This is a genomic window from Enterobacter sp. NFIX58 (assembly GCF_900110475.1).
Classification (GTDB): Bacteria; Pseudomonadota; Gammaproteobacteria; order Enterobacterales; family Enterobacteriaceae; genus Enterobacter; species Enterobacter quasiroggenkampii.
This window is the reverse complement of the sequence record NZ_FODW01000006.1, coordinates 46,044-69,300: the sequence shown is the minus strand read 5'-3', so window position 1 is coordinate 69,300 and position 23,257 is coordinate 46,044. Positions and strand designations below refer to the sequence as shown.

Below are 23,257 nucleotides of genomic sequence, written 5' to 3'. Positions count from 1 at the left end.
GTAGGTCGGGTAAGGCGTAGCCGCCACCCGACTTAGGGCATCAGACCACCATATTCAACAGCAGCACCCCGACCAGACCGCACACCGAAATAATGGTTTCCAGCGCGGACCAGGACTTGATGGTTTCACCGATCGTCAGGTTGAAGTACTCCTTGAACAGCCAGAAGCCCGGGTCGTTAACGTGAGAGAAAATCACGCTACCGGAACCGACGGCGATAACCATCAGCTCAGGGCTCACGCCCGTGGTGGCAATCAACGGCGCAACGATGCCGCCGGCGGTGATCGCCGCAACGGTCGCAGAGCCCAGCGCAATACGCAGAACCGCGGCAATAGACCAGGCCATCAGGAGCGGCGACACGTTGGTTTCATGCATCATCGCGGCGATGTATTTGTCCACGCCGCTGTCGACCAGAACCTGTTTGAACGCACCGCCACCGCCGATGATCAGGAGCATCATGGCAATGATTTTGATGGAAGAGGTCAGCGTGTCGTTGATCTGATCCATGGAGCGGCCACGGTTCAGACCGAAGGTGAACATCGCGATCAGCACGGCAATCAGCGTTGCCATCACCGGATCACCCAGGAATTCCGCCACGGACAGGAACGCATGACCTTTCGGCAGGATCATCTCTGCCACGGCGCGCATCGCCATCAGGATCACCGGTACCAGAGAGGTCCAGACGCTGACGCCAAAGCCAGGCATCTCTTCTTCGGTGAAGGTTTTAGCGCTGTACAGACCTTCCGGGATAGGCTTATCAATCCCTTTCAGGAAGCGGGCATAAACCGGACCTGCCAGAATCACCGTCGGGATCGCCAGAATCGTACCGAACAGCAGGGTTTTACCCATATCCGCGTGGAAGATGGTGGCGATAGCGGTTGGACCCGGGTGCGGCGGCAGGAAGCCGTGGGTCACGGACAGCGCCGCGGCCATAGGCACACCGACATACAGCAGCGGGATGCTCGCGGCAGCCGCAATGGTGAACACCAGCGGCAGCATCAATACGAAGCCCACTTCATAGAACAGCGCGAAACCGACGGTAAAGCCGGTTAACACCACTGCCCACTGAATGTTCTTCTTACCAAATTTGTCGATAAGCGTGGTGGCAATACGCTGGGCGCCACCGCAGTCCGCCAGCATTTTACCGAGCATGGCGCCGAAGCCCATGATCAACGCCAGGCTGCCGAGCGTGCCGCCGACACCGGCTTTAATCGAGCTGATAACTTTCACCAGCGGCATCCCCTGCATCAGACCGACTGCAAGTGCCACCAGAACCAGAGCGATAAATCCGTTCATTTTGAAGCGGATCATCAAGAGCAGTAATAACACAACACCGATAGCAACGATGACTAATGGCATGATTTACCTGGCCTTTGAATTGTTATGGGTAACGTCATTGTTTCAACGACAAATTCCGATTGTCCCAACTGGGAACAGAGAAGTAACGGCACTAATACTGATGCCTTTTAAACGATTAAGTTTAGTCGGCTGTTATGAGTGTGTTTAGTGCCCATGAGAATGATACGGGTAACATGGCGTGATTGAGAATCACCCTGGAAGGCAAAATGTGAATTATGAGACGCAGGTCAACATATAGAGGGGAACGAAGAGGGGGGAGCAGGGTTTTGTAGGCCCGGTAAGCGCAGCGCCACCGGGCAATACAGACGGGCACTGAATCAGTAGTAGGAGTGCTCGCCGCGCTGGTGTTCGGTCAGGTCACGCACGCCTTTCAGTTCCGGGAACTCGTTCAGCAGCTGCTTCTCGATCCCTTCTTTCAGGGTGACATCGACCATTGAACAGCCGTTACAACCGCCGCCAAACTGCAGAATGGCAAAACCTTCGTCGGTGATTTCCATCAGGGAAACACGGCCGCCGTGGCCAGCCAGCTGTGGGTTGATCTGGGATTGCAGCAGATACTCAACGCGCTCCATCAGCGGGGCATCGTCAGACACTTTACGCATTTTCGCGTTCGGCGCTTTCAGGGTCAGCTGAGAACCCAGCTGATCGGTGACGAAGTCAATCTCCGCATCTTCAAGATACGGTGCGCTCAGCTCATCAACATAGGCGGTGAGCTGTTCAAATTTAAGGGCAGTGTCGGTGGCTTCCACAGCGTCCGGAGGACAATAAGAAACACCACATTCTGCATTCGGAGTGCCTGGATTAATCACAAACACGCGGATCTGCGTCCCTTCTTCCTGATTTGCCAGCAGTTTGGCAAAGTGCGCTTGTGCAGAATCGGAAATACGGATCATAGCTTTGGCCTAATAGTTGACTAAATTACCTGGGTATAATCATACGCCCATTGAAGAAGGGCTACAAGGTACGGCACAGACACCATACCTGAACCGACGCGGCGCCGCTTTGCAAAAGCAGTCGGGAAAGTTCAGCAACGGTACTGCCTGTGGTGACGACATCATCCACAATCGCGATATGGAGACCGTCGACCGGCAATTCAAGGCGAAAGGCATTTTTGAGGTTTCTTTTGCGAAGCCGGGCGCTGAGCTGATGCTGGATGGCGGTGGCATGAATACGTGTCAGCGCGCGGGCATCATACAGACAGCCAAGCCACCGGGCGAGGGGACGGCAGATCAGGTCACTCTGGTTATAGCCCCGCCGCCAGTGCCGACGTCGGTACAGGGGGACATTTACCACCCTGTCGATTTTCGGCAATGCGCGGTGGCGCCGCGCCTGCAAAACCGCCAGCAGTAGCAGTCGGGCAAGGGGCTGAGCCAGCGTACTCTGGCCGGAAAACTTCAGCGCGTGTATCAGCCTGCTCAGCGGCGGAACATAATCATCCACTGCCACCAGCGCACTCCACGGGGGGGATTTTTTCAGGCAGCGGCCGCAGGGCAAAGAGGGATTGGTAGCCGGTAAACCGCATTGTGGACAGGTCCCGATACGCCATTGCAGCGATCGCGTGCAGACGGAGCAGATGCCCCACCCGCTGAGTGCCAGCGGCATTCTGCATAGCCAGCACAACCCAGGTACTGTTAGCATGTGCAACCTCCATGTGAAAAAAGAGAACAGTAACTGATGAAGACGCTGTGGTGGCAGACCGTAGGGACAGGAAATTGCCATCTTGTGCTGCTGCACGGATGGGGACTGAATTCTGAAGTGTGGCGTTGCGTAAGCGAGGAACTTGCCTCGCAATTTACGCTGCATCTGGTGGATTTGCCGGGTTATGGCCGCAGCCGCGGCTTTGGCGCGATGTCGCTTGATGAGATGGCGCAGCAGGTTCTGGACGCTGCGCCGCAAAACGCTGTCTGGCTGGGCTGGAGCCTGGGCGGGCTGGTGGCAAGCCAGATTGCGCTGTCGCGGCCTGACCGGGTAAAAGCGCTGGTGACGGTGGCGTCGTCGCCCTGTTTTAGCGCGCAGGACGCGTGGCCGGGGATAAAACCCGAGGTGCTGGCGGGCTTCCAGCAGCAGTTGAGCGAAGATTTCCAGCGGACCGTAGAGCGGTTCCTCGCCCTGCAGACGATGGGAACTGAAACCGCCCGTAAGGATGCCCGTACGCTGAAGCAGACCGTGCTGTCGCTGCCGATGCCTGACGTTGAGGTGCTTAACGGGGGGCTTGAGATACTCAAGACGATCGATCTGCGTGAACCGCTGGCGTCGCTGGCGCTTCCGCACCTGCGTATCTACGGCTACCTTGACGGCCTGGTGCCGCGCAAAGTGGCTCCGCTGCTTGATGACCTGTGGCCGAAAAGCCAATCAATGGTGGTCGCTAAAGCGGCACACGCGCCGTTTATCTCACATCCTGACGAGTTTTGTTCGGCGCTGACCGGCTTTATTCGCGAAGTGACCACCACTCCGTGAGGCAGGCTTTTCCTTCCGGGCAATGTTTACAGCTGCCGGACAGACAACCGTCCGGCTCTTCCTGAATCCGCACAGCTTTCCCCATGGCTTCCAGTCTCTCCAGCATGGCATCGATCATCGGCTGCGGCGTATGCAGGCTGAGGCTCAGCTGTTTCGCCTCCATTCGCCCCTGCAGCGCCAGCAGATCACGAACCTGAATCAACGATGCCATGATGTGTGCTCCTTAGTGACAGTCGCCCGCCGGGCTGTTGCAGCAGGTTGCGGCGGTTTTACGGTTTGCCAGCAGGTCGATGTCGACGCGGCTGCGTGCCCGCCGCAGCAGACCGAGAACGACCACGTTGAACAGCACAACCGCAAGAATGCAGACCAGGCTGTAGCGCGGATGCTGGCTGAAGTTAACGGTTTGATAAAACAGCGTCGCCAGCGAGTAGGCAATGTTTAACCCCCACAGGATGGAGAAACCCATCCAGCCGCGGCTGGACTCGCGGGCAATCGCCCCCATCACGGAGATGCACGGAATATAGAGCAGAACGAAGATGAGATAGCTGTAGGCCGCGGACGCGCTGCCAAATTTCTCGCCCATCACGCCCATGGCACCCGTCGCCATTTCGCCGTCGCCTTTGCTGGCCTCAATCGGGTTCGCCAGCACGCTCAGGCTGAAGGTGTCCTTCAGGCTCTGCCAGGTTTCCTCTACGGCACCGAGCAGCTCATCACCGAGATGAAACTCAGCCGGGTTAAATTCCTGCTCCTGAATGTTCTCGGCGGTGTAGAGCGTATTCAGGGTACCGACAACCACCTCTTTTGCCATCGCGCCGGTAAACAGCCCGACGGTTGCCTGCCAGTTATCCTCATGCACGCCAATCGGTTTGAAGACCGGCGTGATGACGCGGCTGACGGAGGCGAGGGCAGAGTCGTTAATGTTATCCGCTGCCTGTCCACTCAGGGTGAAGCTGTTCAGGGCGCTCAGGAAAACGCTGACGATGACAATCACCTTACCGGCGCGCAGGACGAAGCCTTTCAGACGCTGCCAGGTCTGGATCGCCAGGCTTTTCAGATGGGGGACGTGGTACACCGGCAGCTCCATCACGAACGGTGACGCCTCACCGCGCATGATGGTGTGCTTGAGCATTAGACCGGTCAGGATCGCCATCACGATGCCCAGGACATACAGCGAGAAGACCGCCAGCGCACCCTGCTGGCCAAAGAAGGCTGCCGCAAAGACCGCAAATATCGCCAGTCGGGCACCGCAGGACATAAACGGCGCCATCATAATGGTCATCAGACGTTCACGCGGTGCATCCAGCGTGCGTGCGCCCATCACCGACGGCACGTTACAGCCGAAGCCGACGATCAGCGGGACGAAGGATTTACCCGGCAGGCCCAGCGCCTGCATCAGACGATCCATCACGAACGCCGCGCGCGCCATGTAGCCGGAATCTTCCAGGAACGAGAGGAACAGGTACATCATGCCGATCTGCGGCACCAGCGGCAGAACGGTATTGATACCGCCGCCGATCCCCTGCGCGAGGAAGATGGTGAGCCATTCCGGGAAGTGCAGGGTGTAACCCACCCACTGGATCCCGTGGACGAAGATCGCGACGGAACCGGCGTCAAAAATCGGCTGCAGTGCGCCACCGATGTTAATGGCAAGCAGGAACATCACGTACATCACCAGCAGGAAGATGGGCAAACCGAGGAAGCGGTTAAGCACAATCTTATCCACTGCCGCCGTAAAGCGGCTGGGTTCCGCCGTCAGCGCGTTACTGACCACGTCGCAGATCGAGGCGATGGCCTGGTAACGGGCATCGGCGATGTGCAGCGCCGGGTCGTCCAGCTCGTCGCTAAGACGGGCCACCGTCACGTCCAGCTTATCGGCCGCATGACCGGCATAAGCGCGGCTGTAGATATCCCCTTCCAGCATCTGCAGGCCAAGCCACAGACGCTGTTTCGCAGGCATAGCGTTATCCATCTCCTGCGCCAGCACGTTGGCTTCACGCAGGAGAGGCTGCGCGTAATGCACCAGCTCAACGTCGCGATTTCCCGCGTGACGGTCAATGGCCAGCTTCAGCGCATCAATACCGCGCGCGCGCGTCGAGACCAGCGGAACGACCGGGCACCCCAGGCGCGCGGAGAGGGCATCGACGTCGATGCGCAGCTTTTGTTTCTCTGCGATATCGAGCATGTTGAGCGCCACGATGCAGGGGATACCCAGCTCCAGCAGCTGCAGCGTCAGATAAAGGTTACGCTCGAGGTTTGAGGCGTCGACCACATTGATAAGCAGATCCGCGTCGCCGCCAAGAATATAGTGACAGGCGATTTGCTCATCGAGCGAGGTTTGCGACGAAATAGTGGTTAAGGAGTAGGTGCCGGGAAGGTCAACCAGCGTCACTTGGTTGTCTGTCGTCGTGAACTGGCCCTCTTTACGTTCAACCGTCACGCCCGCCCAGTTGCCCACGCGCTGGCGAGCCCCGGTCAGCTGATTAAAAAGCGTGGTCTTGCCGGAATTAGGATTGCCAATTAAGCCAATAGTTAACTTTTTCATTTTTTTAGACTCACTGAAACCGCTGGCTTGTTATCGGGATAAGGCTTCGACTTCTATTAACGCGAGGTCTTTTTTACGCAGGACCAGATTCACGCGTCGGGTTTCGATATGAACCGGATCGCCTAACGGCGCCACGCGTACGACCTGGAATGACGAGCCGGGCAGCATGCCCAGCGACAGCAGCTTCTGCCGATAGGCCGGGCTAATTTCGCGGGTAAAACCGGTAATCTTCCATGCACTGTCTGGAGTGAATTGCATAACGCCTGATTCCACGAAAGGTTAAATTATCTACTATGCGATGATAATGAGAATAGTTTTTATCAGCAATATTAAAACTGTGACGGAATGTTGTTTGCGATATTAATTTACGGCCTTTTTGACCTTGCTCAATATTTGCTGAAATGCCGGGAAAACGAAAAGCGGAGTATTTGTTAACGGGGTGATAATTCGCGGTTTAAATATGGCTACACACTATTTATTTTAATTCCCTGCGGCCTGCTTGCCGGGCGGCACTGCGTTTGCCCGGCCTACAAAACCGTAGGCCCGGTAAGCGCAGCGCCACCGGGCATTTATGACCTTAGCGTTTCTTACCCATCGCGGCCGCCAGCGCATCCATCATCGCGCTGTTGCCCGCAGGCTGGGCATCCCGCCCGCGCGGTTTTGCCGCTTTCGCGGCCGGACGCTGCTGCTCGCGGCCCCCACCGTTGCCGCCGCGGCGCGCGTTGGTGTCACCCGGCTGCTCGTCCAGACGCATGGTCAGGGCGATACGCTTGCGCTGCAGGTCCACTTCCAGCACTTTGACCTTCACGATGTCGCCCGCTTTGACCACGGTGTGCGGGTCTTCAACGAACTTGTCGGCAAGGGATGAGATATGGACCAGGCCATCCTGATGCACGCCGATATCCACGAACGCGCCAAAGTTGGTGACGTTAGTCACCGCACCTTCCAGGACCATGCCTGGCAGCAGGTCGTTCATGGTCTCGATACCGTCAGCAAAGGTCGCGGTTTTGAACTCAGGACGCGGATCGCGGCCCGGTTTTTCCAGCTCTTTGATAATGTCGGTAACGGTTGGCACACCAAATTTGTCGTCGGTGAAATCGACGGCTTTCAGGTTGCGCAGGGCGCTGCTGTCGCCCATGAGATCTTTCAGCGCCTGCTGAGTAGCGGCCAGGATGCGTTCCACCACCGGATACGCTTCCGGGTGAACGGTGGAGGCATCAAGCGGGTTATCGCCGTGGTTGATGCGCAGGAAGCCCGCGCACTGCTCAAATGCTTTTGGCCCCAGACGGCTTACCTTCAGCAGCTGCTGACGGTTCTGGAACTGGCCGTTCTCGTCGCGCCAGGCGACGATGTTCTGCGCCATCATGCGGGTTAAGCCCGCCACGCGGGTCAGCAGAGGAACGGAGGCGGTATTCAGGTCAACGCCAACGGCGTTTACGCAGTCTTCCACGACCGCATCCAGCTTGCGCGCCAGCTGAGTCTGGCTCACATCGTGCTGATACTGGCCCACGCCGATCGATTTCGGATCGATCTTCACCAGTTCCGCCAGCGGATCCTGCAGACGGCGAGCGATCGAGACCGCGCCGCGCAGGGAAACATCCAGGTCCGGGAACTCCTGTGCCGCCAGCTCGGACGCGGAGTAGACGGATGCCCCGGCCTCGCTGACGATCACTTTCTGTGCCGTCACTTTCGGGAACTGCTTCTGCACGTCGAGATAGAAACGCTCGGTTTCGCGGGACGCCGTACCGTTGCCGATGGCGACCAGCTCGACGTTGTATTTTTCGCACAACGCCGCTACCACGACGGCCGCTTTCGCTGCCTGGCCGGTGTGCGGATAGATGGTGTCGGTGGCGACCAGCTTGCCGGTGCCGTCAACGACAGCGACTTTTACACCGGTACGCAGACCCGGATCGAGACCCATGGTCGCGCGCAGGCCAGCAGGGGCGGCCATCAGCAGGTCGTGCAGGTTGCGGGCGAAGACGTTAATCGCTTCATCTTCAGCACGTTCGCGCACGGTGCCCATCAGCTCGGTTTCGAGGTGCATCAGCACCTTGATGCGCCAGGTCCAGCTCACCACGCCTTTACGCCAGCTGTCAGCCGGGGCGTTGTTCAGGCGCAGGCCGAGATGGTCGATGATGATCTGCTCGCAGTGGCTCTCTTTCGGCGGCTCGTCAAACTGCGGGTCGGCGTTCAGGGAGAGTTGCAGCATGCCTTCGTTGCGGCCGCGGAACATTGCCAGCGCGCGGTGAGAAGGGGTGGTGGAAATCGGTTCGTGGTGATCGAAGTAGTCGCGGAATTTCGCGCCTTCTTCCTCTTTACCCGCGACGACGGTAGAGACGATGTGGGCGTTCTTCCACAGGTAATCACGCACTTTGGCGAGCAGGGCAGCGTCTTCGGCGAAGCGCTCCATCAGAATATAGCGCGCGCCGTCGAGGGCGGCCTTGGTGTCCGCTACGCCTTTGTCGGCGTCGATAAATTTCGCCGCTTCGGTATCCGGATCGTGGGACGGTTCGTTCCACAGCAGGTCGGCCAGCGGCTCAAGACCCGCTTCAATCGCTATCTGTCCGCGCGTGCGGCGCTTCGGCTTGTACGGCAGATAGAGGTCTTCGAGTTCGGTTTTGCTCAGGGTGCCATTGATGGCGCTTTCCAGTTCGCTGGTCAGCTTGCCCTGTTCGCCGATGGATTTGAGGATCGCCTGACGACGTTCTTCCAGTTCGCGCAGATAACCGAGACGGGTTTCCAGGTTACGCAGCTGCGTGTCATCCAGACCGCCGGTGACTTCCTTACGATAGCGTGCAATAAACGGCACGGTGTTCCCTTCATCAAGCAGGCGAACGGCAGCTTCTACCTGTTCGGCTCTGGCCTGAAGTTCACCCGCAATAATGCGGCAGAGCGAATCTTTCATCATGGCTTTATCATCTGTTGAGTCGAAAAAATCAGGGGATAGTTATACGGGCTGACACGGCAAAATGCCAGCCGGGGAGGGCGCTCTCGGACTATTTTACGTAGACGATCTCATTAACGTACCAGCTGGCTTCACCGGCTGGGGTCTGCACGACGGCCAGATCGCCCACTTCCTTTTTCAGCAGCGCGCGGGCCATCGGCGAGTCGATGGAGATGTAATCCTTACGACCAAAAATTTCATCGTAGCCGACAATGCGAAAGCGCAGGGTGTCACCGTCGTCGTTTTCAATCTCCACCCACGCGCCGAAGAACACTTTGCCCTCCTGCTGCGGGGAGTAATCGACAATTTTTAGATTTTCGAGGCATTTCGTCAGATAGCGTACCCGGCGGTCAATTTCGCGCAGCCGCTTCTTGTTGTATTGGTAGTCAGCGTTTTCGCTGCGATCGCCCAGGCTCGCGGCCCAGGTCACCTTTTTGGTTACCTCAGGACGCTCTTCGCGCCAGAGGAAATCCATCTCTTTTTTGAGTTTCTCGTACCCTTCGCGGGTGATCAGGGGCGTTTTCATGGTGCTGCCTTTGCTGCCGGTTCTCTGTTTTGCGCACAATACGTACCACACAGTGTAACAGACAGGATTAATAATGATTTATGTGATGAAATGAACAGATAAGCTGCTGTTAAATATGCTTTGTAACAATTTCGACTAGAATTTATACCAGAATTAACTGGTCGAATACGTGCACTTTTTTAGAATACGCTGTTACAAAGACTATCCGAACCTTTGGGAGTACACACAATGCAAGAAAACTACAAAATTCTGGTCGTGGATGACGACATGCGCCTGCGTGCGCTGCTGGAACGTTATCTGACCGAGCAGGGCTTCCAGGTTCGTAGCGTCGCGAACGCTGAGCAGATGGACCGTCTGCTGACCCGTGAATCTTTCCATCTGATGGTTCTCGACCTGATGCTGCCTGGCGAAGATGGGCTTTCTATCTGCCGCCGTCTGCGCAGCCAGAGCAACCCGATGCCGATCATCATGGTGACGGCGAAGGGCGAAGAAGTTGACCGTATCGTGGGCCTCGAAATCGGCGCCGACGACTATATTCCAAAACCGTTTAACCCGCGTGAACTGCTGGCGCGCATTCGCGCCGTGCTGCGTCGTCAGGCGAACGAACTGCCGGGCGCGCCGTCGCAGGAAGAAGCCGTTATTGCCTTCGGCAAGTTCAAGCTGAACCTCGGCACGCGCGAAATGTTCCGTGAAGACGAGCCAATGCCGCTCACCAGCGGCGAGTTTGCGGTCCTGAAAGCGCTGGTCAGCCACCCGCGTGAACCGCTTTCTCGTGACAAGCTGATGAACCTGGCGCGCGGTCGCGAATACTCCGCTATGGAACGCTCTATCGACGTGCAGATCTCCCGCCTGCGCCGCATGGTGGAAGAAGATCCGGCGCATCCTCGTTATATTCAGACCGTATGGGGTCTGGGCTACGTGTTCGTCCCGGACGGCTCTAAAGCATGAGGCGAATGCGCTTCTCGCCGCGAAGCTCGTTTGCCCGCACCCTGTTACTGATCGTCACCCTGCTGTTCGTCAGCCTGGTGACGACCTACCTGGTGGTGTTGAACTTTGCGATCCTGCCGAGCCTTCAGCAGTTCAATAAGGTCCTGGCCTACGAAGTGCGTATGCTGATGACCGATAAGCTGCAGCTGGAGGACGGCACGCAGCTCGTCGTTCCCCCGGCGTTTCGTCGTGAAATCTACCGTGAACTGGGCATCTCGCTCTACTCGAATGAAGCGGCGGAAGACGCGGGCCTGCGCTGGGCGCAGCACTATGAATTCCTCAGCCAGCAGATGGCGCAACAGCTGGGCGGCCCGACGGAAGTGCGCGTTGAGGTCAACAAAAGCTCGCCCGTCGTCTGGCTGAAAACCTGGCTGTCACCCAACATCTGGGTGCGCGTCCCGCTGACCGAAATCCATCAGGGCGATTTCTCGCCGCTGTTCCGCTATACCCTGGCGATTATGCTGCTGGCGATAGGCGGGGCCTGGCTGTTTATCCGTATACAGAACCGACCGCTGGTCGACCTGGAGCACGCGGCGCTGCAGGTCGGTAAAGGCATTATTCCTCCTCCGCTGCGCGAGTATGGCGCCTCGGAAGTCCGCTCGGTGACGCGTGCGTTTAACCATATGGCGGCAGGCGTGAAGCAGCTGGCGGATGACCGTACGCTGCTAATGGCGGGCGTGAGCCATGACCTGCGCACCCCCCTGACGCGTATCCGTCTGGCGACGGAGATGATGGGAGAAGAGGACGGTTATCTCGCCGAGTCCATCAACAAGGATATCGAAGAGTGCAACGCCATCATCGAGCAGTTCATCGACTACCTGCGCACCGGTCAGGAGATGCCGATGGAGATGGCGGATCTGAACGCGGTGCTGGGCGAAGTGGTGGCGGCGGAAAGCGGCTACGAGCGTGAAATTGATACCGACCTTCAGGCGGGCGAGATCCAGGTACGCATGCACCCGCTCTCCATTAAGCGCGCGGTGGCCAACATGGTGGTTAACGCGGCGCGCTACGGCAACGGCTGGATTAAGGTCAGCAGCGGGTCTGAGCTCAACCGCGCCTGGTTCCAGGTGGAAGACGACGGTCCGGGCATCAAGCCCGAGCAGCGTAAGCATCTGTTCCAGCCGTTTGTGCGCGGCGACAGCGCGCGCAGCACCAGCGGTACGGGCTTAGGCCTGGCGATTGTGCAGCGTATTGTGGATAACCATAACGGGTTGCTGGAGATTGGTACCAGCGAGCGGGGTGGGTTGAGCATTCGCGCCTGGTTGCCGGTTCCGGTGACGCGAGGGCAGGTGAAAGAGAGTTGAAAAAAGGGTGGCACGAGCCACCCTTTTTTGCAGGTCGGGTAAGGCGAAGCCGCCACCCGACATGGACTACAGTTTTGGACCCGCACTCACCAGCGCAGCACCCGCCGGGGTATCGGTATACTTCTCGAAGTTCTCGATAAACAGCTTCGCCAGCGATTCCGCTTTCTCACGCCACTGCTCCGGCGAACCGTACGTATTGCGCGGGTCGAGGATATGCGTATCCACACCCGGCAGCGACGTTGGGATCGCCAGGTCAAACATCGGCAGCGTGAAGGTTTCGGCGTCGTCCAGAGAACCATCCAGAATGGCGTCGATAATGGCGCGGGTATCTTTGATGGAGATACGTTTGCCGGTGCCGTTCCAGCCGGTGTTCACCAGGTATGCCTGCGCGCCGGATGCCTGCATGCGTTTCACCAGCACTTCAGCATACTGCGTCGGGTGCAGCGACAGGAAGGCTGCGCCGAAGCAGGCGGAGAAGGTTGGGGTTGGCTCCGTCACGCCGCGCTCGGTACCCGCCAGCTTGGCGGTGAAACCGGAGAGGAAGTGATACTGCGTCTGGCCGGCCGTCAGGCGAGACACCGGAGGCAGCACGCCGAAAGCATCCGCCGTCAGGAAAATAACCTTCGTGGCATGACCCGCTTTTGACACCGGCTTCACGATATTGTCGATGTGGTAGATCGGATAAGAGACGCGGGTGTTTTCCGTTTTCGACGCATCGTCGAAGTCGATGGAGCCGTCGGCACGCACGGTGACGTTTTCCAGCAGCGCATCGCGACGGATCGCGTGGAAGATATCCGGCTCGGCCTCTTCAGACAGGCGAATGGTCTTCGCGTAGCAGCCACCTTCAAAGTTGAATACGCCGTCGTCATCCCAGCCGTGTTCGTCATCACCAATCAGACGACGTTTTGGATCGGTAGACAGGGTGGTTTTCCCGGTGCCGGAAAGGCCGAAGAAGACCGCCACGTCGCCTTTTTCACCGACGTTAGCCGAGCAGTGCATGGAGGCGATGCCCCGCAGCGGCAGCAGGTAGTTCATGACCGAGAACATCCCTTTCTTCATTTCGCCGCCGTACCAGGTACCACCGATCAGCTGGATACGCTCGGTCAGGTTGAAGGCAACAAAGTTTTCGGAGTTCAGACCCTGCTCTTTCCACTGTGGGTTGGTGCATTTCGCGCCGTTCATCACGATGAAATCAGGGGTGAAGTCCTGCAGCTCTTCGTCGGTTGGACGAATAAACATGTTTTTCACGAAATGCGCCTGCCAGGCCACTTCGGTGATAAAACGTACGGAGAGACGGGTGTCGGCGTTAGCGCCGCAGAAAGCGTCGACAATAAACAAACGCTTGCCGGAAAGTTGATGGGTGACGAGCCCTTTCAGGTGCTGCCAGGTTTCCGGAGAGAGCGGTTTGTTGTCGTTCTTCCCTTTGCCCTTGTCAGCCCACCACAGCGTATCGCGGGTGGTTTCGTCTCGGACGATATACTTATCTTTCGGCGAACGACCGGTAAAGATACCGGTATCGACGGCGATAGCACCAAGATTCGTCAACACACCGCGCTCGTATCCTTCCAGTGCTGGATTGAGCTCTTCCTGATACAGCGTATCGTAGTCGGGGTTGTAGACGACTTCCTGGACGTCGTGAATACCATAAGCCTTGAGATCTTGCGGGGTTAAACCAGTAACACGCATATCACTGCTCCTTAGCCAATATGTACTGCCTGAAATTGTAGGGTTTTTCTGAGGTTGTTTACCGCGACGGGGCTCATAGATTCACGCATCTGGACAAAACCCTTACTAACGGAAAACGCTGCGACTCCAGTCACAGCGCAGGCGGATTATCGCAGGAATCGCTTTTTGGTTGGGGAAAATGTTCCGAAAAGGTTAAAGGCTGGTGATTTTATCGGAGAGAATGTGAATGTAATCGCATACACGTAAGAAAATTACGTAAGAGTTACATTGGGAAAACGATTCAGCTTGGGTGGAGTTTTTTGCCCCTCAGCCCAGCCCTCTCCCCTTTGGGGAGAAGGTTAAGGTGAGGGGAAGAGAGGTTTAGTGAACCTGCGGATCCGCCGGGGAGGCGTTATTGCGGATCTCAGCGATATCCATCGAATTGAACACATAGTGCGTACCGCAGTAGTCACAGTGCATATCAATTTCGCCGTCTTCCGCCATGATGCTGTCGATCTCTTCATCCGGGAGGGTTTTCAGTGCGCCAGCGCAGCGCTCGCGGGAGCAGGTGCACTTAAACTCCACAGACTGCGGGTCGTAAACGGTCACTTCTTCTTCGTGGTACAGACGCCACAACACGTCGGTCGCCGACAGATTGAACAGCTCTTCCGCTTTGATGGTTTCGGTCAGCGTCGCCAGGTGCTCAAAATCATTGGTCTGCGCGTCCTGCGCAGGCAGAACCTGCAGCAGCATCCCGCCAGCAGCAGGCTGGCCGTCTACTTCACCGGTGCGGATGAACAGGCGAGTCGGCAACTGTTCAGAACGCATGAAGTAATCCTCCAGGCAGGCTGCGAGGGTATCGCCCTCCAGACCCACCACGCCCTGATAGCGCTCACCTTCCTCTGGGGAGATGGTGATCACCAGGTAGCCATTACCCACCAGCGTTTTGAGGTCAGCATTCTCAGGCACGTCGCCCTGAACGCGCGCCACGCCGCGCATCTGCTGCTGGTTATTGCCGTTGATGACCGCCAGCGTCATCGGGCCGTCACCCTGCAGCTGCACGGTGATATCACCGGCAAATTTCAGCGTCGCCGTCAGCAGGCTGGTGGCAACCAGCAGTTCGCCCAACAGGGTCTTCACCGGCAGCGGGTAGTTGTGGTTTTCCAGGATCTGTTTCCAGGTTTCGGATACGGTGACCAGCTCGCCGCGCACGGCGAATTGTTCAAACAGATAGCGGTGTAATTGGTCGTGTTGGGCCATAATAGTCTCTCGTGCAGGTGAGGGTTACTCGGTCTCACCGTGTTTAAATTTCATCAGATCGCGGCGCTCTTTTTTGTCCGGTCGCCGGTCCGGGTGGGGCATGGTCAGCGCATTCATTTTGCGCGCCAGCGCGGTCTTCTCGCGCTTTTCTATGCTTTCCGCCGTCTCTGCATAAAGCAGTACGGCTTCGGCTGCCGGCCGTCGTTGTTCGGTAATGGCTTTAATCACTACCGTACGTTCATCGTTGCCCTGACGCAGCGTTAAGGTGGCATTCAGCTCAACCAGCTTGCTTGGTTTGCTGCGCTGGCCGTTGTAATGCACTTTTCCGCCGTCAATCATCTCGCGGGCAAGGGCGCGCGTCTTATAAAAACGCGCCGCCCACAGCCATTTATCCAGTCTTACCCCGTCAGAGGGTTTTTCTTTCATGGCCTCTCCTTCACGGTCAGTGAGGGGATCATCTGGCGATAGTCGTTCAGTCCCGGATGGCGCAGATAGCTTTTTTCAGCCAGGCCAGAGTCAGGATTGGTGACGCCCAGACAATAGCGAATGCCAAACTTAGCCGCGGAATCCAGAATGGGTTCGCTGTCATCAATGAACAGCGTGCGTTCCGGCTGCAAACCCGTCTCTTCCTTCACCGCATGCCACAACCGCTGATCCTCTTTCGGATAACCAAATGTGTGGGTGGAAAGTAATAAATCAAGGTGTGATCCCAGACCCGTATGCTCCAGCTTCACGGCCAGGTTATGGGGATGCGCGTTGGTCAGCAAAATGCGGCGCTTGCCGCTTGCTTTCAGCGCGTCCAGGAACGGAACCGTATCCTCGCGCAGCACGGCGCGTGGACCCTGGGCGGTGGTCATGGCACAAATATCCAGACCGAGGCGCTCGCTCCAGTAGTCAAGACAGTACCAGTTTAGCGTATGTTGCACGGCACTATATTGCGAACGAATGAATGCCTGCGCTTCTGCCGGGGAGATCCCCTGCTGCTCGCCATAGGTTTCTGGAACCAGCGTTTGCCAGAAATAGTTATCAAAGGCGAGATCGAGCAGCGTGCCGTCCATATCCAGCAGAACGGTATCAACCTCCTGCCAGGCGATATCAAGATGCATAAGGGGAACTCCAGCCAGAAGAAACGTGCGCGACAGGGTAGCACATCTTGCCGCGCAACGACGTTATCAGATCAGGCTCTCAGAGGAGGGGATCAGCTTAGGATTGAGGCAGTTTTCGTAATATTGCTGGATCTCGGCAAGCCGGGTGCGCGAGCGCTGGTAGCGGCGCAGGGCCATAAAGCCGTTCCAGAAAATGGCGATCAGCATTGCGGTCATCAGCAGAGAGGTGCCGATGTAACGCCATAGCCCTGCGCTATCCGGCATACGGTGCAGGCCGATATGGCGAGTGCCGTTGGCGTCGGTGTAGAGGCTTGTGACGATCCCTTCGGCACTGAACGGCGTTTGCATCAGCATCTGCGCCAGGCGCTGGAATTGGCTCCACTGCTCCTGCGCCGGGTAGTCGTAAAGCGCAACCTGCGGATAAGGCTGATCGACCAGGTCGCTGCCCTCATCGCTAACAATCACAAACCCGCCCGGTGCCGGGCTGTTCAGCGCCTGAGCCGCTCGGGTGGTCTCGCGCATCATGAACGGCGACGTGGAAGTGGCGACCAGGTTATCCAGCGATTCAGCGCTCACCGGACGCAGCAGCACGTTGACGCCATCCAGCCGTCCCGCTTCGGCGCGTTTCACCAGCGAGTCCCAGTCTTTACTGTTCCCCAGGTTTACCAGGGCATTTTTAAGACGTATGCACTCATCCTGCGAAGAACAGAGATCCTGCGTTTTCAGAACGATGTCACCAAAATCATCCAGCAGAACCATGCCTGACTTTTGAATGGCCGAGCGCAGCGCGGGGCTGACGCGCGAATCATCGTCCGGTTTCGGATGCAGCTGGCGGTTAACCGTCTGGGTAAGGGCCGTGGCTTTATTCACCACTTCGGATTCCGGCAGCGGCAGCGGCGGTGCGTCGTTCCAGATAATTTGCGAGCAATCAAACGGCATGAACGGTGAGTTCTGGCGCGTGTTCCACGCCCCCGGCGTGTGAATATTACACATCCCGGTTCCCTTCAGGCGCAGCGTGTCCCCCACGCGGACACCGGCTTCATCCAGCTTGTTGACGCTGGTCGCTTCAATGGTTTGCGCCCCTTTGATCCACGACAGGGTAAATTTGATGGGCATATCCAGCGGCACAAAGAGCAGCAGCATGACTAAGACCAGCGCCGCGCCTCCGGCAATGACTGTGCTGCGAAGCCAGTGCTGAAGCGGGAAATTTTTCACTTCATCATGCAGGGATAAGAAGCGCCCCTGACGCACAACGTGGCGGTCAAGGTAGATATCAATATCGGTTTTCTGGCCCAGGTCCTGCGCAATCCACGGCTGCCAGTGGCGCGGGTAGATCAGGTCAATAATTCCGAGCGAGATATTGTTGAGGTGTTCCTGATCGTTTTCACCGAACAGACCCCAGCGCTTTGGCGTACCACGCAGGCAGTGGATCTCGCGCAACGAGGTTTTGGCCGGTGGAGCAAAGAGCCCCCACAGTCCGCCCGCCAGCAGCAGCACCGCACCGCCCGCCAGCCAGGGGACAAACACATCCGGCGTCAGCAGGCAGATAAAAAAGAGCAGGAAAGCGGCGACGATCAGCAGAGCTTCACGAATACCGTCCGGTCGGCTCAGGGCGTACTCTTCATGGGTTTCCTGGCGAATGTTCAGCAGTTCGATCTGCTCTGTCTCTTCGCCACGAATGGAGGCCTGCGTTGAACTGGCGCGTTCCAGCGCAAAACGTGGGGCTTCCTGAAGATATTCATTCAGCGTGTGGCCGTTAAGCGAGATAACCAGAGGCAACGAATCGGTGTGAATCAGCTCAACGCTGTTTTCGTCATTAATGTATTGCTCCCATGACGGAGGCAGATGCACTTCGACGGAATCCAGGTAATAGCGCCATTTGTTGGGGTCATCAGTGGTAATGCCGTAGCGCGTGATGGAACGCGTCACGCAGAGCACGGTGTCACTTTGCGCATTAAGCTTTAGCGCGACGGGCGCAGTGGTGGCTCCCGTTGGCCCAGGCGTGAGCTGAGAACGGTTCAGGATTTCCAGATAGTTTTCAACTGCATCGCGCTCTTCTTGCGTGAGTTTACGCGTGGTCGCGCCTGCAAATGCATTTAAAAAGGGCAGACGATAACGTCGCTGTACGCGACGCCTGTACAACCACCCTGCAACCAATGCGCCGGCCAGCATAGCAGCGAGAACAATCAAAATGGTGCTCATGCTTTCCCCATCTTACTTATCTTCTTACAGGTGTAGTCAGTAGCACCTTTACATTGAATGAGTGTCTGTGGTTGGCTATCGGCAAGTATGGAGTCGAACTTGAGCATTCTGAAGCGCATCCCAGTGACCGGTGATGATAGCAAAGCCTGTTATGGCGCGATATCAGCAAATTCCTGGAAACATTTCAACCTCTTGACATTTGTTTTGAATTGAGGATTGATCCCAAATACGTTGCATAAATGTAAATAAAGAACAATTGACATTGCCGAAACCGTGCGGCGTATCGCACAATAACCCCAGTTCTCACTGCTAAGACCCATCAAGATGAGCAAACCACTACAAAAACCCACCATTCTGAATGTTGAAACTGTCGCCAAATCGCGCCTGTTTAATGTCGAAAGTGTGGATCTGGAGTTCAGCAACGGTGTGCGTCGCGTTTATGAACGTATGCGCCCCTCGTCGCGCGAAGCGGTGATGATTGTGCCGATTGTCGACGATCATCTGATTTTGATCCGCGAATACGCGGTGGGAACGGAATCTTACGAGCTTGGGTTCTCGAAAGGGCTTATTGACCCGGGTGAAACCGTCTTTGAAGCGGCCAACCGCGAGCTGAAAGAAGAGGTGGGCTTCGGGGCGAATGAGCTTTCATTCCTGAAAAAACTGAGCATGGCGCCGTCCTATTTTTCCAGCAAAATGAATATTGTGGTGGCGGAAGATCTCTATCCTGAATCGCTGGAAGGGGATGAGCCGGAGCCGCTGCCGCAGGTTCGCTGGCCGCTGGCGCACCTGATGGATCTGCTGGAAGACCCTGACTTTAATGAGGCTCGCAATGTGAGCGCACTGTTCCTGGTGCGGGAGTGGTTGAAGGGGCAGGGGCGACTGTAGGCCATAAAAAAAGCCGGGTGGCGGCTTCGCCTTAGCCGGCCTACGATGCTTTGCCCGGTTTTTACCGGGCATTTTTGTTTTTAGAACAGCTCGTGCGTTTCGCCGTTATCGATAATCTCTGTACCCACCTCATGCACCGCCTGTGTGGTTGGCTGCGTGCCCTCAATGAAATACTCTTCGCGACTGTTACCACCGTTGGCGAGCTGGCCCGTGCTGCGGTCGATATTGACCGTCACCACGCCCGGCGGTGGCGTCAGCGGCTGCTCCGGCACGCCTTCAAGAACGGACTTCATGTAGGCGTCCCAGGCCGGTTGCGCGCTCTTCGCGCCGCCTTCGTAGCCGGAAATCTGATCTTTAATCGCGCCGGATGCCGTGGTACGTCCTAAATCGCGGCGGTGATCGTCGAAGCCGATCCAGACCGAGGTCACTACGCCGGGACCGTAACCGGAGAACCACGCGTCTTTCGAGCTGTTGGTTGTCCCCGTTTTACCGCCGATATCATGGCGCTGCAGATCGCGCCCTGCGCGCCAGCCGGTACCCTGCCAGCCTGGCTCACCGAAGATATTGGTGTTCAGCGCGCTCTTGATCAGGAACGACAGCGGCGTGTTGATCACATGCGGGGCGTACTCCTGCGCGCCGGTCTGCGCGACCAGCGCCTGGTTCGCCTGCTCGAGCTGCGGCTGCGGCACCACGCCGTTCTGCTGCTCCTGCGACACGGCAGGGTCTTCCATGTCCTTATTCTCAAGCACCTCGGATTTCGGCGTATTGCCATAAATGACCGGAATATCGCAGTCAGGACAGGCAATTTTCGGCTTCGCCTCGAACAGCACGCCGCCCTGATCGTTCTCGATCTTGCTGATGAAGTACGGGTCAATCAGGAAGCCGCCGTTGGCCATCACCGAGTATCCGCGCGCGACCTGAAGCGGCGTAAAGGAGGCTGAGCCTAACGCCAGCGACTCGGTGCGAACGATGTTCTGCGCCGGGAAACCGAAGCGCTGCAGATACTCTGCGGCATAGTCGACGCCCATCGCGCGCATGGCACGCACCATCACCACGTTTTTCGACTGTCCCAGACCCTGACGAAGGCGAATCGGGCCGGCATACTCCGCAGGGGAGTTCTTCGGCTGCCAGTCGGAACCCGCACCCGCATCCCAGCGGGAGATTGGCACGTCGTTGAGGATGCTGGCGAGGGTCAGCCCCTTATCCATCGCGGCCGTGTAGAGGAACGGTTTGATATTGGAACCGACCTGACGCAGCGCCTGGGTGGCGCGGTTAAATTTGCTCTGGTTGAAATCGAACCCGCCGACCAGGGCCAGTACAGCGCCGTTCTGCGGATTGATAGAAACCAGGGCCGAGTTGACGTCCGGCACCTGCGCCAGCCACCAGGATTCGCCGACCTTGCGCACCCAGATTTGCTGCCCGGTCTGTACCGCATCGGTCACTTTACGCGGCGTGGCGCCCTGCAGGGTATCCGAACGGTACGGACGCGCCCAACGGATACCGTCCATGCGCAGGGAGACGGACGTACCGTCCGCGAGCGTTGCAACGGCTTCCTGAGGATCGGCCTGCGTCACCACCGCAGGAAGGAGCGGACCGTAGGTAGGCAGCGCTCTCAGCGTACTGGTGATTTTTTTGCTGTCCCACGCGCTTTCGCCCACCTTCCAGAGCACGTTTGACGGGCCGCGATAGCCGTGACGCATATCGTAGTCCATCACATTGTTGCGTACCGCTTCCTGCGCCGCCTGCTGCACTTTACGGGTGACGGTGGTGTACACGCGATAGCCATCTTCATAGGCCTTGTCGCCATAGCGATTCACCATCTCCTGGCGAACCATTTCGGTCAGGTAAGGCGCTGAGAAGGCGATCTCCGGGGCGTGGTAGTTAGCGTCAATGACGTCGTTGCGCGCCTGGTCATACTCGCTCTGGCTGATATAGCCTTCGCTCAGCATACGTGACAGGACGACGTTACGACGGGCAGTGGCGCGGTCGAGCGAGTAGAGCGGGTTAAACGTGGACGGCGCTTTTGGCAAACCGGCGATGGTGGCCATTTCGCTTAACGTGAGTTGCTCAACAGGCTTACCGAAGTACACCTGCGCGGCCGCCCCCACGCCATAGGCACGGTAGCCCAGGTAGATTTTGTTGAGGTACAGCTCAAGGATCTCGTCTTTGCTCAGCAGCTGCTCAATACGGATCGCAAGGAACACCTCTTTGATCTTACGGGTCAGCGTCTTTTCAGGGCTGAGGAAGAAGTTACGCGCCAGCTGCTGCGTAATGGTGCTCGCCCCCTGAGAGGCGTGACCTGAGAACAGCGCAATGCTCGCGGCACGGAAAATCCCCACCGGATCGACACCGTGGTGCTCGTAAAAACGGCTGTCCTCCGTGGCGATAAAGGCTTTCACCATCACCGGGGGGATTTGGTTTAAGGTCAACGGAATACGACGCTTCTCGCCATACTGCGCCATGAGCTCGCCATCGGCGCTATAGACCTGCATCGGGATCTGGAGACGCACATCGCGAAGCGTGGCGACATCAGGTAGCTGTGGCTCAATATATTTGTACAAACCGTAAATCGAGCCTGCTCCCAGCAGAATGCAACAGACTGCAAGGATGAATAAATACTTTACGAACTTCACCGGAGATTTCCCATTTGGTTTCACTTGGGCAGTTTCTAAACAATCGCGCGGTAGTATAAAGGCAAGCCTGATTCATTGATATAGCCGTCAGGGCGACGGGCGATAAGGAGATCGTGAAGCATGGCCTTCAAAACATGGCAAACGGGCGTTCATATTCAACAGGATAGGGTGCTGATCGTGGCGCTGGCCCGGGAGAAGTCCTGCTGGCGCCTGCGGCGCTGGTGGGCAATCCCGCTGGCCAAAGACATCATTCGTGACGGCAAAATTTGTCAGCCAGAACAGCTGGTTGATGCGTTACGCGACTGGCGAAAAACGCTGCCGCACGCCCATCGGGTGTTCCTCTCTTTCCCGGCAGCACGCACCCTGCAGCGGTCACTTCCCCGTCCAACCGTTGCGCTGCGCGACAGCGATCAGCTCTCATGGCTTGGCGCCGCGCTCGCCCGTGAACTGGAGATGTCTGCCGATACGCTCTGTTTCGATTACGCGCAGGATACTTTCAGCAATACCTTTCACGTGACGGCCGCACAAAACAACGAGGTCGACACCCTTCTGGCGCTGGCGAAAACGCTGCGTTTGCGGCTGGTGACCATTACCCCGGATGCCAGCGCGCTGACGAATCTTCTTCCTGCGCTGGCACCGGCGCAGTGCGTCGCCTGGCGGGACGATCGGCAGTGGCTCTGGGCGATGCGCCACCAGTGGGGACGCCGCTTAACTACTGAAGCAGAAAACGTGGCCGAACTGGCGGCGCTGCTGGCCCTGGGGCCGAATGATATCGCGCTGTTTGATCGCCGACGTGATCCGTGGGAAATCCTGGCACGCTGCCAGGCTCCGCTGCCGGAATGTGGCGCTGATTATACCGTCGCGCTGGCGTTGGCCATGAGCGAGGTGCCCGAATGAGCATCCTGAACTTTCTGCCCTGGCGACAGCAGCGGCGTACGCGATGCCTGCGTTTCTGGGGCGCAATGTGTGTCGGCACAGTGCTGTTGCTGTTCGTGGTCTTTTTCTGTCTGCGGATGAACCAGCTCGTGAGGCTGCGCGCGCTGCAAACGGATCTGACGGGAATGCAGTCCGTGCAGCACGCGCTTGTCGCCCGACAAAGACTGACCGCACAGGCGCAAATGCCCGTGCAGACCCTGCAACGACGCGCATGGCAACCGGTGCTGGAATCCCTTTCCAGCGCCATTCCGGCACAGGTCTGGCTGACAGAGCTGCGCTATCAGCCGCCTGCGCTGATATTGACCGGTTATGCCCTCACCCTGCCGGCCCTCTCTGCCCTGCGCGATGGGCTGGGACAACTCGCGGGCTTTACGTCCGGGACGGCGGGCGAGCTTCGACAGGATAGCCGGGGGCACTGGCTGTTTACGCTGCATCTCAAAAGCGAGGAGTAAG

At 57.6% G+C, this 23,257-nt stretch carries 20 protein-coding genes; 6 read left to right on the top strand and 14 right to left on the bottom strand.

The genetic code is table 11. From position 1 onward, the window contains the following. Nucleotides 1-40: 40 nt before the first annotated feature. The 3 genes from gntT to gntX all read right to left on the bottom strand — a co-directional run bounded on the left by gntT (nucleotide 41) and on the right by gntX (nucleotide 2,995). On the bottom strand, nucleotides 41-1,357 hold the full coding sequence (gene gntT, locus BMW97_RS20315; RefSeq protein WP_024907902.1) for a gluconate transporter: 1,317 nt from the start codon (nucleotides 1,355-1,357) through the stop codon (nucleotides 41-43). Between the two features lie 317 nt (nucleotides 1,358-1,674). Next, nucleotides 1,675-2,250 (bottom strand): Fe-S biogenesis protein NfuA, encoded by a 576-nt coding sequence (gene nfuA, locus BMW97_RS20310; protein WP_008503055.1) that lies wholly within the window; start codon nucleotides 2,248-2,250, stop codon nucleotides 1,675-1,677. Between the two features lie 61 nt (nucleotides 2,251-2,311). Then, on the bottom strand, nucleotides 2,312-2,995 hold the full coding sequence (gntX, locus tag BMW97_RS20305) for a DNA utilization protein GntX (RefSeq protein WP_045909347.1): 684 nt from the start codon (nucleotides 2,993-2,995) through the stop codon (nucleotides 2,312-2,314). Nucleotides 2,996-3,031: 36 nt separating this feature from the next. Between gntX and bioH the strand changes: the two genes are divergently transcribed. After that, nucleotides 3,032-3,814, top strand: coding sequence for a pimeloyl-ACP methyl ester esterase BioH (bioH, locus tag BMW97_RS20300; RefSeq protein WP_045909346.1), 783 nt, complete (start codon nucleotides 3,032-3,034; stop codon nucleotides 3,812-3,814). Here the strand turns inward: bioH and feoC are convergent. From feoC to greB, 5 genes are all read right to left on the bottom strand, one after another. Then, complete coding sequence (feoC, locus tag BMW97_RS20295) at nucleotides 3,786-4,025, bottom strand: [Fe-S]-dependent transcriptional repressor FeoC (RefSeq protein WP_045909345.1); 240 nt, start codon at nucleotides 4,023-4,025, stop codon at nucleotides 3,786-3,788. The genes bioH and feoC overlap by 29 nt on opposite strands. Nucleotides 4,026-4,037: 12 nt before the next feature. Continuing rightward, a complete protein-coding gene (gene feoB / locus BMW97_RS20290; RefSeq protein ID WP_045909344.1) occupies nucleotides 4,038-6,356 on the bottom strand; it encodes a Fe(2+) transporter permease subunit FeoB in 2,319 nt (772 codons plus the stop codon). A gap of 30 nt (nucleotides 6,357-6,386) precedes the next feature. Beyond that, on the bottom strand, nucleotides 6,387-6,614 hold the full coding sequence (gene feoA / locus BMW97_RS20285; protein WP_008503050.1) for a ferrous iron transporter A: 228 nt from the start codon (nucleotides 6,612-6,614) through the stop codon (nucleotides 6,387-6,389). 319 nt (nucleotides 6,615-6,933) lie between these two features. Then, entirely contained in the window at nucleotides 6,934-9,264 is a 2,331-nt protein-coding gene (locus BMW97_RS20280) for a Tex family protein (RefSeq protein ID WP_045909343.1), read from the bottom strand. Between the two features lie 88 nt (nucleotides 9,265-9,352). Continuing rightward, nucleotides 9,353-9,826, bottom strand: coding sequence for a transcription elongation factor GreB (greB, locus tag BMW97_RS20275; protein ID WP_008503048.1), 474 nt, complete (start codon nucleotides 9,824-9,826; stop codon nucleotides 9,353-9,355). A 228-nt stretch (nucleotides 9,827-10,054) separates the two neighbouring features. Here greB and ompR point away from each other — a divergent pair, with 228 nt between their 5' ends. Beyond that, complete coding sequence (ompR, locus tag BMW97_RS20270; RefSeq protein ID WP_001157751.1) at nucleotides 10,055-10,774, top strand: osmolarity response regulator transcription factor OmpR; 720 nt, start codon at nucleotides 10,055-10,057, stop codon at nucleotides 10,772-10,774. Next, entirely contained in the window at nucleotides 10,771-12,117 is a 1,347-nt protein-coding gene (envZ, locus tag BMW97_RS20265; RefSeq protein ID WP_008503047.1) for a two-component system sensor histidine kinase EnvZ, read from the top strand. Before ompR ends, envZ begins: the two co-directional genes overlap by 4 nt. A 66-nt stretch (nucleotides 12,118-12,183) precedes the next feature. Here the strand turns inward: envZ and pckA are convergent, their stop codons facing one another. The 5 genes from pckA to BMW97_RS20240 all read right to left on the bottom strand — a co-directional run bounded on the left by pckA (nucleotide 12,184) and on the right by BMW97_RS20240 (nucleotide 18,350). Next, nucleotides 12,184-13,803: a phosphoenolpyruvate carboxykinase (ATP) gene (pckA, locus tag BMW97_RS20260; protein WP_045909342.1), complete on the bottom strand. Its 1,620-nt coding sequence runs from the start codon at nucleotides 13,801-13,803 to the stop codon at nucleotides 12,184-12,186. 360 nt (nucleotides 13,804-14,163) lie between these two features. After that, a complete protein-coding gene (gene hslO / locus BMW97_RS20255) occupies nucleotides 14,164-15,042 on the bottom strand; it encodes an Hsp33 family molecular chaperone HslO (RefSeq protein ID WP_023309492.1) in 879 nt (292 codons plus the stop codon). A gap of 24 nt (nucleotides 15,043-15,066) precedes the next feature. Continuing rightward, nucleotides 15,067-15,468 carry a ribosome-associated heat shock protein Hsp15 gene (hslR, locus tag BMW97_RS20250; protein ID WP_090393106.1) on the bottom strand — a complete coding sequence of 134 codons (402 nt, stop codon included), beginning with the start codon at nucleotides 15,466-15,468 and terminating at the stop codon, nucleotides 15,067-15,069. After that, nucleotides 15,465-16,148, bottom strand: coding sequence for a GMP/IMP nucleotidase (gene yrfG, locus BMW97_RS20245; RefSeq protein WP_045909340.1), 684 nt, complete (start codon nucleotides 16,146-16,148; stop codon nucleotides 15,465-15,467). Before yrfG ends, hslR begins: the two co-directional genes overlap by 4 nt. A gap of 66 nt (nucleotides 16,149-16,214) precedes the next feature. Next, nucleotides 16,215-18,350 (bottom strand): intracellular growth attenuator family protein, encoded by a 2,136-nt coding sequence (locus BMW97_RS20240; RefSeq protein ID WP_045909339.1) that lies wholly within the window; start codon nucleotides 18,348-18,350, stop codon nucleotides 16,215-16,217. A gap of 324 nt (nucleotides 18,351-18,674) precedes the next feature. Between BMW97_RS20240 and nudE the strand changes: the two genes are divergently transcribed. Then, nucleotides 18,675-19,235, top strand: coding sequence for an ADP compounds hydrolase NudE (gene nudE / locus BMW97_RS20230; RefSeq protein WP_008503041.1), 561 nt, complete (start codon nucleotides 18,675-18,677; stop codon nucleotides 19,233-19,235). A gap of 80 nt (nucleotides 19,236-19,315) precedes the next feature. Here nudE and mrcA read toward each other — a convergent pair whose 3' ends face one another. Next, the gene (gene mrcA / locus BMW97_RS20225; RefSeq protein WP_045909338.1) at nucleotides 19,316-21,868 is read right to left on the bottom strand and encodes a peptidoglycan glycosyltransferase/peptidoglycan DD-transpeptidase MrcA; all 2,553 of its coding nucleotides are present in this window, start codon (nucleotides 21,866-21,868) and stop codon (nucleotides 19,316-19,318) included. A 120-nt stretch (nucleotides 21,869-21,988) separates the two neighbouring features. On the opposite strand from mrcA, the gene pilM reads away from it, so the two are divergent. Further along, the gene (gene pilM, locus BMW97_RS20220) at nucleotides 21,989-22,765 is read left to right on the top strand and encodes a pilus assembly protein PilM (RefSeq protein ID WP_045909337.1); all 777 of its coding nucleotides are present in this window, start codon (nucleotides 21,989-21,991) and stop codon (nucleotides 22,763-22,765) included. Continuing rightward, nucleotides 22,762-23,256: a PilN domain-containing protein gene (locus BMW97_RS20215; RefSeq protein WP_045909336.1), complete on the top strand. Its 495-nt coding sequence runs from the start codon at nucleotides 22,762-22,764 to the stop codon at nucleotides 23,254-23,256. Before pilM ends, BMW97_RS20215 begins: the two co-directional genes overlap by 4 nt. Nucleotide 23,257: the final 1 nt, after the last annotated feature.